The sequence below is a fragment of the Pseudomonas sp. SDO524_S393 genome, from assembly GCF_054071875.1.
Window position 1 is genome coordinate 1 of sequence record NZ_JBSVVZ010000102.1, and the last position, 15,153, is coordinate 15,153.

Below are 15,153 nucleotides of genomic sequence, written 5' to 3' on the forward strand. Positions count from 1 at the left end.
CTGACCCCCAAAGGCTGGACACAACCTTTGGGGGTCAGTTCAGAGCGTGGGAACGATCAGTGCGCAGCAAAACGCCCGATGCATTCCCATGCACCGGGCGTTTTGTCATAGCGGTCTAATCAATCGTTATTGAAACAACGACTCACTCGACAAGCCATTCTTCTCCAGGATCTCGCGCAGGCGCTTGAGCCCTTCCACCTGGATCTGACGCACCCGCTCACGGGTCAGGCCGATTTCGAGGCCCACGTCCTCCAGGGTACTGCTCTCGTGGCCACGCAGGCCGAAGCGGCGAATCACCACCTCGCGCTGCTTGTCGGTAAGCTCCGACAGCCACTGGTCAATGCTTTGGGAAAGATCATCGTCCTGCAACAGTTCACAAGGATCCGTAGGACGATCATCCGTCAGGGTATCCAGCAGGGTTTTATCCGAGTCCGGACCCAGCGAGACATCAACCGAAGATACACGCTCATTCAGGCCAAGCATGCGCTTGACCTCCCCTACCGGTTTTTCCAGCAGGTTGGCGATCTCTTCAGGCGAAGGTTCATGATCGAGTTTTTGTGTGAGTTCACGCGCCGCCCGCAGGTAGACGTTGAGCTCCTTGACCACATGGATAGGCAACCGGATCGTACGGGTTTGATTCATGATCGCCCGTTCGATGGTCTGGCGAATCCACCAGGTAGCATAGGTTGAGAAGCGGAAACCCCGCTCGGGATCGAACTTCTCCACCGCCCGGATCAGGCCCAGGTTGCCTTCCTCGATCAGATCCAGCAACGACAGCCCACGATTGACATAGCGCCGGGCGATTTTCACCACCAGCCGCAAGTTGCTTTCAATCATGCGCTTGCGCCCAGCCGGATCGCCCTTTTGCGACAAACGCGCAAAATGGACTTCTTCTTCAGGGGTCAGCAGAGGGGAAAAGCCGATTTCATTGAGGTACAGCTGAGTCGCGTCGAGCGCTCGTGTGTAGTCAATGTACTTGTGTTGCTTTAACGCAGTGGAGTTCTTGGATTTGGTGCGAACTGAAGGTACATCAGGTCCCTCATTCGACATCGATTCCGTAGCGATGCCGGTCTCCATCAGGAGAACCTCATCGTCGATGTCAAACTCCGGCGCTTCTTTACTGAGAGCCATTGTTATAGTCCTTTGGTGAGTTCGACCTCAAGCTCAAGCGACGCCTTTATCCTTGGCAACGCTGGAGCCTGTTCCTTCTACGTGATGGAACAGGCTGGCAATCTATCAACGACGGGGCAGGAATTGCAGCGGATCTACAGGCTTCCCTTGGCGGCGAATCTCAAAGTGCAGTTTCACCCGGTCTGTACCCGTTGACCCCATTTCGGCAATTGTCTGTCCGACTTTGACCTGCTGCCCCTCCCGAACCAACAGCCTACGGTTGTGGCCGTAAGCACTGACGTAGGTATCGCTGTGTTTGATGATGACCAGCTCGCCGTAGCCCCGCAAACCACTCCCGGCGTACACCACTGTCCCATCAGACGCAGCTAAAACAGGCTGTCCCAAATCTCCGGCGATATCAATGCCTTTATTCAAACTACCGTTTGAAGAGAATTTTCCAATCAGAACACCGTTCGAAGGCCACCCCCAGCCGGTCGGCGCAGGCCCCGGAGGCGGCAGCGGCGCGGGTGCCGGCTTGCTCGCAACGCTAGGCGCGGCGGTGCCTGCAGGTCGAGTGATGATGGTGGTTTTGCTCGACGAGGACGGCGAAGATCCAGTGTTTGTCACAACTGTCGTAGGGGTTGAACCGGTGCGCCCATCGAAGCGAATCGTCTGACCGATCTGTATCGTGTAAGGCACAGGAATATTGTTACGAGCTGCGAGTGCCTTGTAATCCCAACCATAACGGAAGGCAATCGAGAACAAGGTATCGCCCTTGCGCACCACATATTGCCCGGTGGTGACGGTGGGTTTCTGCGGTACGGCACTGGCCGGACTATTGCGGTCGACGACCCGTGCGCCGCTGGATGGCGAGCTGGAGCACGCTGCCAATAAGGAACTCAAGACAAGGCCAAGCACCAGTCGCTGAAAGCTAGTTTTACTCATACGCTGCGCAAGACCTGTGAGACTCACCCGCCGCTCCCTTTGTGGTGGCTGAACATGAACGCCTGTATCAGGCCTGAAATATGACGCAAGTATAACTGGGCATTGGAGTTTTACCGGCACATGACTGAAACGATTCGTGCATCGCGTTCAACACCGCCGTCCGTCATGTTGACTTCACGGACCCCGCCGTAAGACACATCCCCGCCGGCGGAATTCACTGCCGGCAAAAAATGATCAGGCCAGCGGCCCGTTGAGCAGCGGCACGAAACGCACGGCCCCCAGGACATGCCGTGAAAAACCTTCTTCCTCACGAATAATGAGCATCAATTGTTGCACTTCGCCGGAGCCCACCGGGATCACCAGACGCCCTCCCGGGGCCAGTTGGTCCAGCAACGCTTGCGGCACATCGGTGGCCACGGCAGTCACGATGATGCCGTTGTAAGGCGCCAACGCCGGCCAACCCTCCCAGCCATCGCCCCAACGGAACACCACGTTGCGCAGGTTCAGCTCCACCAGGCGTTCCTTGGCGCGGTCCTGCAGGACCTTGATGCGCTCCACCGAGAAGACCCGTTCCACCAGCTGCGACAGCACGGCGGTCTGGTAGCCGGAACCGGTACCGATCTCCAGCACCTTGTCCAGCGGACCCGCCGCCAGCAGCAGCTCGCTCATGCGCGCAACCATATAAGGCTGAGAAATGGTCTGGTTATGGCCGATGGGCAATGCGGTGTCTTCGTAGGCACGGTGCGCCAGGGCTTCATCGACAAACAAGTGCCGTGGCGTACGCCGGATCACTTCCAGCACCTGGGCGTTGGACAAACCCTCTTCGTACAAACGCTGGATCAAACGCTCGCGGGTGCGCTGGGAGGTCATCCCGATGCCACGCCGCAACAGGTCGTCTTGTTCACGAGCCATCAGCGCAGCCCCTCCAGCCAGCCATCGAGGCCACTGAAGGCATCACTGAAAGTACGATCGAGCTGCAACGGGGTAATCGACACATAACCTTGCATCACCGCGTGAAAGTCGGTGCCCGGCCCGCCATCTTCGGCGTCACCCGCTGCGGCGATCCAGTAGCCTTCCTTGCCGCGCGGATCGACCACCTTCAACGGCGCCGCCGCACGGGCGCGATGGCCCAGGCGCGTCAGCTGAATGCCACGAATGTGGTCGAGGGGCAAATTGGGAATATTGACGTTCAGTACCGTACGTGGCGGCAGGCTCAGCGACCCATGGGCCTCCACCAGCTTGCGCGCGAAGTACGCCGCAGTGGGCAGGTTGTCCAGCTGGCGCGAAGCGAGCGAGAACGCGAACGAAGTACGCCCGAGGAATCGCCCTTCGAGGGCCGCCGCCACGGTGCCGGAATACAGCACGTCGTCGCCCAGGTTGGCGCCGAGGTTGATGCCCGACACCACCAGGTCCGGTTCCTGCTCCAACAGGCTGTTGATCGCCAGGTGTACGCAGTCGGTGGGGGTGCCGTTAACGCTGATATAGCCGTTGGCCAGAACCTGCGGGTGCAACGGACGGTCGAGCGTCAGCGAACTGCTGGCGCCGCTCTTGTCCTGGTCCGGGGCAACCACCACGCACTCGGCGTAATCCGCCAGCGCAGCATGGAGCGCGGCAAGGCCGGGTGCAGTGGCACCGTCATCGTTTGATATCAGAATACGCATGGGTTGTCCGTCTGCCCCACCGGGACCAGATCAACAAGTTCGCGCACCAAGGCGGTGGCGAAGCATCCGGCCGGCAGGACGAATTCCAATTGCAGAATGTCCAGCGACGGATAATGCCACGTCAACCCGCCAATGGGCAGTCGCAGAATGCGACGTTCCTGGCTCATGCCGGCTTTCGCCAGCCAATCGCGCAGGTCGGCTTCACTGGCGGCAACCGCCTGCTCCAGTTCGAACGCTGCGCCGCCGGCCGGCGAGTCGCCCTCGCCCCACTGCGGTCCGGTGGGGTGCAGGTCGAGAATCGCCAGGCGCGGGTCGCTGCATTCAGCCTCCCCCGCCGGAAAGAAACTGCGACTATCGGTAAAGGCCAGCAGGTCGCCGACCTGGGCGCGCTGCCAGGAACCATCGGCCACCCGTGCCGCCAGCACTCTGTTGAACAGGAAACTGCGCGCGGAAGACAGCAGCCGCGAACGCACATTACGCTGCTCCGGCAAGGCCTTGCGTGCCGCCCAGTCGCGAGCGTCGACCACATTGCCGCCGTTATGGCCAAAGCGCTGCGCACCGAAATAATTGGGGATGCCGTGCTGTGCAATCAGGTGCAATCGCGCGTCGAGGGCGGCGCTGTCACCGGTCAACTGCGTCAGACGCAAGGTGAAGCCGTTGGCCGAATGCGCACCGCGTTGCAGCTTGCGCTTGTGACGCACGATTTTCAGGATCTTGAGCGTGTCGTTTTCTGCACTGCTCATGTCCGGGTCAGCCTTGCCCGGCAATTGCACGCTGAACCATTGGCGAGTCAACGCCTGGCGATCCTTGAGCCCGGCATAGCTGACCGTGCGCAACGGCACGCCCGCCGCCTTGGCGATACGTCGCGCAGCCTCTTCGGTATTGAGCCCGCGCTTCTCCACCCACAACCAGAGGTGCTCACCGTCGCCGGTCAGCGGGATGTCCAGCACTTCGTCGACCTGGAAATCTTCAGCGGTCGCCTTCAGCACCGCGCTGCCCAATGCCTCGCCATAGGCCCTCGGGCCCAACAATTCCAGGTCGTTCATGCGCGCAGCAACAAGGCGACGGAATGCACCGCGATGCCTTCTTCACGACCGGTAAACCCGAGCTTTTCGGTGGTGGTGGCCTTCACGTTGACCTGGTCCAGTTCAATTTGCAGATCGGCGGCAATCAGCGCGCGCATCGATTCGATATGGGGCGCCATTTTGGGTGCCTGGGCCACGATGGTGTTGTCGACATTACCGACTTTCCAGCCCTTGGCATGGACCAGGCCAACCACGTGGCGCAGCAACACCCGACTGTCCGCGCCCTTGAAGGTCGGGTCGGTATCGGGAAAGTGCTTGCCGATATCGCCCAGCGCCGCTGCGCCGAGCAAAGCATCGCTCAAGGCGTGCAGCACGACATCGCCGTCGGAATGAGCCAGCAATCCATGGTGATGTGCAATGCGCACGCCACCCAGGGTGATGAAATCGCCTTCGGCGAAACGGTGCACATCGTAGCCGTGGCCAATACGCATAAAAAAACGCCCCGATTTAATTCAGGGCGTGATTCTACCTACTTTTGCCTCACATTAACCGAGCAAAGCACGTGCGTGATGACGCAAATGATCGTCGATGAAGCTGGCGATAAAGAAGTAGCTGTGGTCGTAACCCGGTTGCAGGCGCAGTTCCAACGGATGACTGGCCGCTTTCGCCGCCTGGCTCAAGGCCTCGGGCTTGAGCTGCACCGCGAGGAAATCGTCGCGATCGCCCTGCTCCACCAACAGCGGCAGTTTTTCCGAAGCCTCGCTGATCAACACGCAGGCGTCCCATTCGCGCCACTTCGAACGCTCTTCACCCAGGTAGCGGGAGAAGGCTTTCTGGCCCCAGGGGCAATCCATCGGGTTGTTGATCGGCGAAAACGCTGACACCGACTGGTAACGTCCAGGATTGCGCAACGCACACACCAGGGCGCCGTGACCGCCCATGGAGTGGCCGCTGATACCGCGTTTATCCGATGCCGGGAAATGTGCTTCAACCAGTGCAGGCAATTCCTGCACCACGTAGTCATGCATCCGATAGTGCTTGGCCCAGGGCTCCTGGGTGGCATTCAGATAAAAGCCGGCGCCCAGACCGAAATCCCAGGCGTTGTCCGGGTCGCCCGGTACGCCCGGCCCACGGGGACTGGTATCCGGCGCCACGATGATCAACCCCAGCTCGGCAGCCAGGCGTTGGGCGCCGGCCTTCTGCATGAAATTCTCGTCGGTGCAGGTCAGGCCGGACAGCCAGTACAGCACCGGCAACTTGCCGCCCTGCTCCGCTTGCGGCGGCAGGTAGACGGCGAAGGTCATGTCGCAACCGAGTACATCGGAATGATGTTTGTAGCGTTTATGCCAGCCGCCGAAGCTCTTCTGGCACGACAGGTTTTCCAGACTCATGGCCGACCTCAGAAGTGGATGACGGTACGAATGCTCTTGCCTTCATGCATCAGGTCAAACGCCTTGTTGATGTCTTCCAGGCCCATGGTGTGGGTGATGAAGGTATCCAGCGGGATCTCGCCGGTCTGGGCCATTTCCACGTAGCTTGGCAACTCGCTGCGGCCGCGCACACCACCGAAGGCCGAACCACGCCAGACGCGCCCGGTGACCAGCTGGAAGGGACGCGTGGCGATTTCCTGGCCGGCGCCGGCCACGCCGATGATCACCGATTCACCCCAGCCTTTGTGGCAGCACTCGAGGGCCGCACGCATCAGTTGCACGTTGCCGATGCACTCGAAGGAGAAGTCCACGCCGCCGTCGGTAAGGTCGACGATCACGTCCTGAATCGGGCGGTCGTAGTCTTTCGGGTTGATGCAATCGGTAGCGCCCAGTTGCTTGGCGATTTCGAACTTGGCCGGGTTGATGTCGATGGCAATGATGCGACTGGCCTTGGCCTTCACTGCACCAATTACCGCCGACAAACCGATACCGCCCAGGCCGAAGATGGCTACGGTGTCACCTGGCTTGACCTTGGCGGTGTTGATCACCGCACCGATGCCGGTGGTGACGCCACAACCCAGCAGGCAGACTTTTTCCAGTGGTGCTTCCTTGGGAATCCTGGCCACGGAAATTTCCGGCAGCACGGTGTACTCGGAAAAGGTCGAGGTGCCCATGTAGTGGAAAATCGGCTGGCCTTTGTAGGAGAAACGCGTGGTGCCATCCGGCATCAGGCCCTTGCCCTGGGTGGAGCGAATGGCCTGGCACAGGTTGGTCTTGCCCGACAGGCAGAATTTGCACTTGCCGCATTCCGGGGTGTACAGCGGGATCACGTGGTCGCCCACGGCCACCGACGTCACGCCCTCGCCGATCGCTTCAACCACCGCGCCGCCTTCATGGCCCAGGATCGAGGGGAAGATACCCTCCGGGTCCGCGCCCGACAGAGTGTAGGCATCGGTATGACATACGCCGGATGCAACCACTCGCAGCAACACTTCGCCTGCCTTGGGCAGGGCAACATCCACTTCAACGATCTCAAGGGGCTTCTTGGCTTCGAAGGCTACGGCAGCGCGAGACTTGATCATCCGGGTTTCTCCATGGGTTGAAAACTGAGGCCGCGAGTGTAAAACATGGCTGCTTGATGAATAATCCGGGCAAAAGCAAAACTTTATTGCTGCACAGGGATAATCATCATGTTGGAAAACCGCTGGGAAGGCATCGATGAGTTTGTTGCCGTCGCCGAGTGTAGCCAGTTCACGGCGGCGGCTGAACGGTTGGGGGTATCGTCTTCCCATATCAGCCGGCAGGTAGCGCGTCTCGAGGAGCGCTTGCAGACGCGATTGCTGTACCGCAGCACGCGCAAGGTGACGCTCACTGAAGCCGGTCAGACGTTTCTGCAACATTGCCAACGCTTGCAGGACGGACGCGAAGAAGCCCTGCGCGCTGTCGGCGACCTCACCAGCGAGCCCAAGGGCATGCTGCGCATGACCTGCGCTGTGGCCTACGGCGAGCGTTTTATCGTGCCGCTGGTGACGCGGTTCATGGGGCTCTACCCGCAATTGCGGGTGGATATCGAGCTGACCAACCGCCAACTGGACCTGGTGCACGAAGGCCTCGACCTGGCGATTCGCCTGGGTCGGTTGCAAGACTCGCGCATGGTCGCCAGCCGTTTGGCCCCACGTCGCATGTATCTGTGCGCGTCGCCTTCCTACCTGGAACGGTATGGTCGCCCCCATAGTTTGTCGGAATTGAGCCGGCACAACTGCCTGATCGGCAGTTCGGATATCTGGCAACTGGCCCAGGACGGGCGGGAATTTTCCCAGCGGGTGCAGGGCAACTGGCGTTGCAACAGCGGGCAAGCGGTGCTGGATGCGGCGCTTCAAGGGGTGGGGTTGTGCCAGTTGCCGGACTATTACGTGCTGGAACATCTGCACAGTGGTGCGCTGGTGTCGTTGCTGGAGGCGCATCAGCCGCCGAATACGGCGGTGTGGGCGCTGTATCCGCAGCAGCGGCACTTGTCGCCGAAGGTCAGGAAGTTGGTGGACTTTTTGAAGGTGGGGTTGGCGGAAAGGCCGGAGTACAGCAGTTGATGATGGGGTGTTGGGACTGGCCTCTTCGCGAGCAAGCCCGCTCCCACATGTGACCGAGTTCATACTGGAGAAATGCGATCAAATGTGGGAGCGGGCTTGCTCGCGAAGGCGTCGACGCGGTCTAACTGACTATCCGCGGTTAGCCCACCGCAACCGCAGCCACTCCAGATCTTCCGGCCGGGTCACTTTGATATTGTCCGAGCGCCCTTCGATCAGGCGCGGCGCCTGGCCTGACCATTCCATGGCCGAGGCTTCATCGGTGATCACCGCATCGGCCACCAGGCTGTCGGCCAACGCACGGTGCAACGCACCCAGGCGGAACATCTGCGGCGTGTAGGCTTGCCAGATCAGGCTGCGGTCAACGGTTTCCACCACCCGACCGTGCTTGTCGACACGCTTGAGGGTGTCGCGGGCTGGCACCGCCAGCAAGCCGCCGACCGGATCGTCTGCCAGCTCCGTGAGCAATTTATCGAGGTCATCGCGACTCAGGTTCGGTCTCGCCGCATCGTGCACCAGCACCCAGTCATCATCGCTGGCGCCCAGGGCATTCAGATGCAACAGGGCATTGAGCACCGAACCCGAGCGCTCCGAACCACCGTCCGCACGCTGGATACGCGGGTCCGCAGCGCAGGCCAGGGTTGGCCAATAGGGATCATCGCAAGCGAGGCTGACCACCAGGCCCTTGAGCGAAGGATGGTCGAGAAAACAGCCGAGGCTGTGTTCGAGAATAGTGCGTCCGCCCAGTTGCAGGTACTGCTTGGGACGGTCCGCGGCCATACGGGCACCGACGCCCGCGGCAGGAATCACGGCCCAGAAGGCCGGTAAAGGGTGACTCATTGGGCCAACTGGTAGAGGGTTTCACCCTCCTTGACCATACCCAGTTCATGACGAGCCCGTTCTTCAACGGTCTCCGTACCTTTTTTCAGCTCAAGCACTTCGGCATCGAGGACCCGGTTGCGCTCCAGCAGACGTTCGTTCTCGGCGTGCTGGTCGGCAATTTGCTGAGTCAGCTCTTTCACTTGCGCAAAGCTGCCATTACCCACCCATAGGCGGTACTGCAGGCCAGCCAGCAACAAGAGCAAGACGAGGAACAACCAATTGGGACTGCGCATCGAATATCGGGTATCCAGTGAAAAAAGACAGCCATGCCACACTTTTGAAGCAACTGATAGCACGAAGCCTGGAAGAACCAGGCTTGTGCTTGATAGCCATCAGATTAGCGTCGAAATCCACACTGTCGTGATTTTTCCGACGCAATCCGCTGCCTTTTTACCATTTACAAATCAGCCGCGAAACTCGCCGCGACCGTTGTACTTGGCTTTGCCAGCCAGTTGCTCTTCGATACGCAGCAATTGGTTGTACTTGGACACGCGGTCGGAACGGCACAGGGAACCGGTCTTGATCTGGCCTGCCGAAGTGCCCACGGCCAGGTCGGCGATGGTCGAGTCTTCGGTTTCGCCGGAGCGGTGCGAGATCACGGCAGTGTAGCCCGCTGCCTTGGCCATCTGGATGGCTTCCAGGGTTTCGGTCAGGGTACCGATCTGGTTGAACTTGATCAGGATCGAGTTGGCAATCTTCTTGTCGATGCCTTCTTTCAGGATCTTGGTGTTGGTCACGAACAGGTCGTCGCCCACCAGTTGGATCTTCTCGCCGATCTTGTCGGTGAGGATCTTCCAGCCATCCCAGTCGGACTCATCCAGGCCGTCTTCGATGGAGATGATCGGGTAGCGCTGGGTCAGGCCCTTCAGGTATTCAGCGAAACCTTCGGAGTTGAACACCTGGCCTTCGCCGGACAGGTTGTATTTACCGTCCTCGTAGAATTCGCTGGCGGCGCAGTCCAGAGCCAGCGTCACGTCGGTGCCCAGCTTGTAGCCAGCGTTGGCCACCGCTTCGGAGATCACTTTCAACGCATCTTCGTTGGACGCCAGGTTCGGCGCGAAACCACCTTCGTCCCCCACGGCGGTGCTCAGGCCACGGGCCTTCAGTACAGCCTTGAGGTGATGGAAAATCTCGGTGCCCATGCGCAGGCCGTCGGAGAAGGTCTTGGCGCCAACCGGCTGCACCATGAACTCCTGGATATCGACGTTGTTATCGGCGTGCTCGCCACCGTTGATGATGTTCATCATCGGCACCGGCATCGAGTAGACACCCGGGGTACCGTTCAGGTTGGCGATGTGGGCGTACAGCGGCAGGTCCTGGTCCTGTGCAGCGGCCTTGGCGGCGGCCAGGGACACGGCGAGGATAGCGTTGGCGCCGAGGCTGCCCTTGTTGTCGGTACCGTCGAGTTTGATCATCGCCAGGTCGAGGGCTTTCTGGTCAACCGGGTCCTTGCCTACCAGCAGGTCGCGGATCGGACCGTTGATGTTGGCTACGGCCTTGAGAACACCTTTGCCCAGGTAACGGCTCTTGTCGCCATCACGCAGTTCCAGCGCTTCGCGGGAACCTGTGGAAGCACCGGACGGCGCGCAGGCGCTGCCGATGATGCCGTTATCGAGAAGCACATCGGCTTCGACGGTGGGGTTGCCACGGGAGTCGAGAACTTCACGACCTTTGATGTCGACGATTTTTGCCATTGTTGTAAACACTCCAAAGTTGACGAAAACGACGCAGCTGAGGGAAATCTTTTGAGCGACCGCAAGGGTGTAACAACGGGGCAGGCTTGCAGGCGACAAGGCTCAGGCCCGCAGGCCTGAGCGTAAAGCGTGGGAAAGTCTACCGGAGAAATGGCGCTTACGCGGTCTCTACCGTCGGAAAACTCTTAACCAGTTCGTCCAACTGCTTGAGCTGGGCCAGGAACGGCTCCAGCTTGTCCAGGCGCAGGGCGCATGGACCGTCGCATTTGGCATTGTCCGGGTCCGGGTGAGCTTCCAGGAACAGGCCGGCCAGGGACTGGCTGATGCCTGCCTTGGCCAGATCGGTCACCTGGGCGCGACGCCCGCCGGCGGAGTCCGAGCGGCCACCCGGCATTTGCAGCGAGTGGGTCACGTCGAAGAACACCGGGTATTCGAACTGCTTCATGATGCCGAAACCGAGCATGTCCACCACGAGGTTGTTGTAGCCGAAGCTCGAACCGCGCTCGCAGAGGATCAACTGGTCGTTACCCGCCTCCACGCATTTATTCAGGATATGTTTCATTTCCTGGGGCGCGAGGAACTGGGCTTTCTTGATATTGATCACCGCACCGGTCTTGGCCATGGCGACCACGAGATCGGTCTGGCGCGACAGGAAGGCCGGCAGCTGGATGATGTCGCACACCTCGGCCACCACGGCGGCCTGCTCGGGCTCGTGGACGTCGGTGATGATCGGCACGCCGAAGGCTTGCTTGATGTCCTGGAAGATCCGCATGCCTTCTTCAAGGCCCGGGCCGCGATAGGAGGTTACGGACGAGCGGTTAGCCTTGTCGAAACTGGCCTTGAACACGTACGGAATGCCCAGCTTCTGGGTCACGCGCACGTACTCTTCACAGACCTGCATCGCCATGTCACGGCTTTCCAGCACGTTCATGCCGCCGAACAGCACCATGGGCTTGTCGTTGGCAATCTCGATGTCGCCTACGCGAATGATCTTCTGGGCCATCAGGGTTACGCCTTCTTCTGATGTTGCGTCAGTGCAGCTTTCACGAAGCCGCTGAACAACGGGTGACCGTCACGCGGAGTCGAGGTGAACTCAGGGTGGAACTGGCACGCCACGAACCATGGATGATCCGGTGCTTCAACCACTTCAACCAGTGCGCCATCACCGGAACGACCGGAAATTTTCAGGCCGGCGTCCTTGATTTGCGGCAGCAGGTTGTTGTTCACCTCGTAGCGGTGACGGTGACGCTCGACGATCACGTCCTTGCCGTAGCAACCGTGAACCAGCGAGCCCGGCTCCAGCAGGCAGTCCTGTGCGCCCAGGCGCATGGTGCCGCCCAGATCGGAGGTTTCGGTACGGGTTTCGACGGCGCCGGTGGCGTCTTGCCATTCGGTGATCAGGCCCACGACAGGGTGACCGCTGGACTGATCGAACTCGGTGGAGTTGGCGTCTTTCCAGCCCACCACGTTACGGGCGAACTCGATGACGGCCACTTGCATGCCCAGGCAGATCCCCAGGTAAGGCACCTTGTTCTCACGCGCATATTGAACAGCGGTGATCTTGCCTTCCACGCCACGCAAGCCGAAACCGCCTGGCACGAGGATCGCATCCACGTCTTCGAGCAGCGCGGTACCCTGGTTCTCGATGTCTTCGGAATCGATGTAGCGCAGGTTGACCTTGGTGCGGTTGCTGATGCCCGCGTGGCTCATCGCTTCGATCAGCGACTTGTACGCGTCCAGCAGTTCCATGTACTTGCCGACCATGGCGATGGTGACTTCGTGCTCCGGGTTGAGCTTGGCGTCGACCACGGCGTCCCACTCGGACAGGTCCGCACCGCCGCATTGCAGGCCGAAACGCTCGACCACAAAATCGTCCAGGCCTTGCGAGTGCAGGATGCCCGGGATCTTGTAGATGGTGTCGGCGTCTTCCAGCGCGATCACCGCACGTTCTTCAACGTTGGTGAATTGCGCGATCTTGCGGCGCGACGATACGTCGATCGGGTGATCGGAACGGCATACCAGCACGTCCGGCTGCAGACCGATGGAACGCAACTCCTTGACCGAGTGCTGGGTTGGCTTGGTTTTGGTTTCGCCGGCGGTGGCGATGTATGGCACCAGGGTCAGGTGCATCAGCATCGCGCGCTTGGCGCCGACTTCGAAGCGCAACTGACGGATGGCTTCGAGGAACGGTTGGGATTCGATGTCACCCACGGTACCGCCGATTTCGACCATCGCCACGTCGGCATCGCCGGCACCCTTGATGATGCGGCGCTTGATTTCGTCGGTGATGTGCGGGATCACCTGGATGGTGGCACCCAGGTAGTCACCACGGCGCTCTTTGCGCAGCACGTGTTCGTACACGCGGCCGGTGGTGAAGTTGTTGTTCTGGGTCATGGTCGTGCGGATGAACCGCTCGTAGTGGCCCAGGTCCAGGTCGGTCTCGGCGCCGTCGTGGGTGACGAACACTTCACCGTGCTGGAACGGGCTCATGGTGCCCGGGTCGACGTTGATGTACGGGTCCAGCTTGAGCATGGTGACTTTAAGCCCCCGCGCCTCCAGGATGGCCGCCAATGAAGCGGAGGCAATGCCTTTCCCCAATGAAGAAACAACACCGCCCGTGACGAATATGTAGCGCGTCATGAAAAACCCTAGAAGTCTGCGTTAAAGCGGTCCGAGCCGCCGGGGAAAGCGAAGAGAGGCCGAAGCCCCCGATCACCTGCATTAATCACAGTGCACCTTTCAAAAAAACCGCCGCGTTGTGACAGACCAGCAATGGAACACCGGTACGTTGATCGCTACACATTTTTTGGAATCGCCCAGCAAAGACTGCTTGGTAATCGGCAACTGCTGCGATTCAGGCGAATCCACAGAAGTTGTATCAAGAAGGGAGCGTAGTCTACCGGAAAGGCTTTATCAGCTCAAACCTTGATCGCAGGTCTGTGGCGTCCAATGCAATTCCCAATCGCCCGCCCGCGTATTCCACAACCCCGCCAGGCTGGGCACCGCCAGCAGCCGCTCCCCCTGATACAACAGCGGCAATCTGCCACGGACGAAGCCCGGAAGCCCGCTTTCGTTAAGCAGACGCTTCAGGTCACGCCGTCCCCGACCCGGCACTTCCATGATTTCACCACCCTGGCGATAACGGATCGATAGCGGACCTTCGGGTGCATTGCCGACAAAGCTCAATTGGCCGTTGCCCGGCAACGCGAGAGGCGTTTGCGGATCGGGCCAGCTTGCCGGCGCATCGGAAAATTCCGACCAACCGGAAGGCGTCCACCAGAGGCGCGCACCGCAACGATGCAGCTCGCCATCGGCCAGGCGCCATAACGGTTGCGCGTCGCCCTTCGCGTCACGCAGGGAAAGCCAGCCGGCCCAGTGGTCGCTGTCGGGCAGACGCGTCAACGGGGCCAACCAATGACGAAGGGCATTACGCTGGCGGGCGTCGGATAATTCACGCAAGGGCGCGATCGCCAATGAGGGCAAGTCCAGCCAGGGAAAAGGCGAAGGCCGAGTAGCGGCTTGCAAGTCCATGCCGGCCAGTTCGTCGAGCAGGTCCTGGGCTTCACTCAGGTGCTCGGCGGTGCGCGCCAGATTCAAGACAGCCTGGGGCCAACGCGCCGTCACGACGGGGAGCACGCGGTGGCGCAGGTAATTGCGGGAAAACCGTGGATCCGCGTTGGAGGGGTCTTCGATCCACGTGAGCCGATGTTCCCTGGCGTAAGCTTCCAGCTCGGCACGCGAGACATCCAGCAACGGTCGCACCAGGTGGCCATCGGCCAATGGGCGATGGACAGGCATCGCGGCCAACCCTCTCACCCCCGCCCCGCGTAACAGGCGGAACAACAGGGTTTCGGCCTGATCATCACGGTGCTGGCCCGTGAGCATGACGTCGCCTGCCCCGATCACCTCGGAAAACACCTTGTAACGTGCATCGCGGGCTGCGCGCTCGAGGCTGGCGCCAGGTTGCACTTGCACGCGCATGACGCGCAACGGCACACCCAGAGCGTCACAAATCGATTGGCAATGAACTGGCCAGGCGTCGGCGACAGTTTGCAGACCGTGGTGGACATGGACGGCGCGCAGAGGAGGATGCTCAGTGTTGGCGAGAAGGTGCAGCAGGACGGTGGAGTCGAGCCCACCGGAAAACGCGATGTGCCAGGCTGGTGCGTTGCGCCAGGGGGCCAGGGTTTGCAGAAGTCTGGCGGGCAAAGTTGACTTCATCACAGGTCACCGCTGCAAATCTGGAATACATCAGTCCAGCATACACAAAGCAAATGTGGGAGCTGGCTTGCCTGCGATAGCATCGTCTCGGTTTCGCAGTT

15 protein-coding genes are annotated in these 15,153 nt (G+C 60.4%); 1 reads left to right on the forward strand and 14 read right to left on the reverse strand.

The window, feature by feature from the left end; translation table 11 throughout:
- Positions 1 to 126 precede the first annotated feature (126 nt).
- From rpoS to ACW9IB_RS27790, 8 genes are all read right to left on the reverse strand, one after another.
- A complete protein-coding gene (gene rpoS / locus ACW9IB_RS27755; protein ID WP_457366412.1) occupies positions 127 to 1,131 on the reverse strand; it encodes an RNA polymerase sigma factor RpoS in 1,005 nt (334 codons plus the stop codon).
- 105 nt (positions 1,132 to 1,236) lie between these two features.
- Positions 1,237 to 2,082 (reverse strand): peptidoglycan DD-metalloendopeptidase family protein, encoded by an 846-nt coding sequence (locus ACW9IB_RS27760; protein ID WP_457366411.1) that lies wholly within the window; start codon positions 2,080 to 2,082, stop codon positions 1,237 to 1,239.
- 207 nt (positions 2,083 to 2,289) lie between these two features.
- Positions 2,290 to 2,925: a protein-L-isoaspartate(D-aspartate) O-methyltransferase gene (locus tag ACW9IB_RS27765; RefSeq protein WP_010176736.1), complete on the reverse strand. Its 636-nt coding sequence runs from the start codon at positions 2,923 to 2,925 to the stop codon at positions 2,290 to 2,292.
- A gap of 41 nt (positions 2,926 to 2,966) precedes the next feature.
- Positions 2,967 to 3,716, reverse strand: coding sequence for a 5'/3'-nucleotidase SurE (gene surE / locus ACW9IB_RS27770; RefSeq protein ID WP_457366410.1), 750 nt, complete (start codon positions 3,714 to 3,716; stop codon positions 2,967 to 2,969).
- A complete protein-coding gene (gene truD, locus ACW9IB_RS27775) occupies positions 3,704 to 4,762 on the reverse strand; it encodes a tRNA pseudouridine(13) synthase TruD (protein ID WP_457416457.1) in 1,059 nt (352 codons plus the stop codon). The genes surE and truD overlap by 13 nt, the downstream gene beginning before the upstream one ends.
- Positions 4,759 to 5,232 (reverse strand): 2-C-methyl-D-erythritol 2,4-cyclodiphosphate synthase, encoded by a 474-nt coding sequence (gene ispF, locus ACW9IB_RS27780; protein ID WP_248486650.1) that lies wholly within the window; start codon positions 5,230 to 5,232, stop codon positions 4,759 to 4,761. The genes truD and ispF overlap by 4 nt, the downstream gene beginning before the upstream one ends.
- 54 nt (positions 5,233 to 5,286) lie before the next feature.
- Complete coding sequence (gene fghA / locus ACW9IB_RS27785) at positions 5,287 to 6,132, reverse strand: S-formylglutathione hydrolase (RefSeq protein WP_457416460.1); 846 nt, start codon at positions 6,130 to 6,132, stop codon at positions 5,287 to 5,289.
- An 8-nt stretch (positions 6,133 to 6,140) separates the two neighbouring features.
- A complete protein-coding gene (locus ACW9IB_RS27790) occupies positions 6,141 to 7,253 on the reverse strand; it encodes an S-(hydroxymethyl)glutathione dehydrogenase/class III alcohol dehydrogenase (protein ID WP_457416462.1) in 1,113 nt (370 codons plus the stop codon).
- A 108-nt stretch (positions 7,254 to 7,361) separates the two neighbouring features.
- On the opposite strand from ACW9IB_RS27790, the gene ACW9IB_RS27795 reads away from it, so the two are divergent.
- Positions 7,362 to 8,258: a LysR substrate-binding domain-containing protein gene (locus tag ACW9IB_RS27795; protein WP_071487436.1), complete on the forward strand. Its 897-nt coding sequence runs from the start codon at positions 7,362 to 7,364 to the stop codon at positions 8,256 to 8,258.
- A 129-nt stretch (positions 8,259 to 8,387) separates the two neighbouring features.
- Here ACW9IB_RS27795 and ispD read toward each other — a convergent pair whose 3' ends face one another.
- From ispD to tilS, 6 genes are all read right to left on the reverse strand, one after another.
- Positions 8,388 to 9,095, reverse strand: a complete 708-nt coding sequence (ispD, locus tag ACW9IB_RS27800; RefSeq protein WP_457416464.1) for a 2-C-methyl-D-erythritol 4-phosphate cytidylyltransferase — start codon at positions 9,093 to 9,095, stop codon at positions 8,388 to 8,390.
- On the reverse strand, positions 9,092 to 9,370 hold the full coding sequence (gene ftsB, locus ACW9IB_RS27805; protein WP_017137157.1) for a cell division protein FtsB: 279 nt from the start codon (positions 9,368 to 9,370) through the stop codon (positions 9,092 to 9,094). The genes ispD and ftsB overlap by 4 nt, the downstream gene beginning before the upstream one ends.
- 171 nt (positions 9,371 to 9,541) lie before the next feature.
- The gene (gene eno / locus ACW9IB_RS27810) at positions 9,542 to 10,831 is read right to left on the reverse strand and encodes a phosphopyruvate hydratase (protein WP_457366404.1); all 1,290 of its coding nucleotides are present in this window, start codon (positions 10,829 to 10,831) and stop codon (positions 9,542 to 9,544) included.
- Between the two features lie 157 nt (positions 10,832 to 10,988).
- The gene (kdsA, locus tag ACW9IB_RS27815) at positions 10,989 to 11,834 is read right to left on the reverse strand and encodes a 3-deoxy-8-phosphooctulonate synthase (protein WP_457366403.1); all 846 of its coding nucleotides are present in this window, start codon (positions 11,832 to 11,834) and stop codon (positions 10,989 to 10,991) included.
- 5 nt (positions 11,835 to 11,839) lie between these two features.
- On the reverse strand, positions 11,840 to 13,471 hold the full coding sequence (locus tag ACW9IB_RS27820; RefSeq protein ID WP_457366402.1) for a CTP synthase: 1,632 nt from the start codon (positions 13,469 to 13,471) through the stop codon (positions 11,840 to 11,842).
- 273 nt (positions 13,472 to 13,744) lie between these two features.
- Positions 13,745 to 15,052 (reverse strand): tRNA lysidine(34) synthetase TilS, encoded by a 1,308-nt coding sequence (gene tilS / locus ACW9IB_RS27825; protein WP_457416466.1) that lies wholly within the window; start codon positions 15,050 to 15,052, stop codon positions 13,745 to 13,747.
- Positions 15,053 to 15,153: the final 101 nt, after the last annotated feature.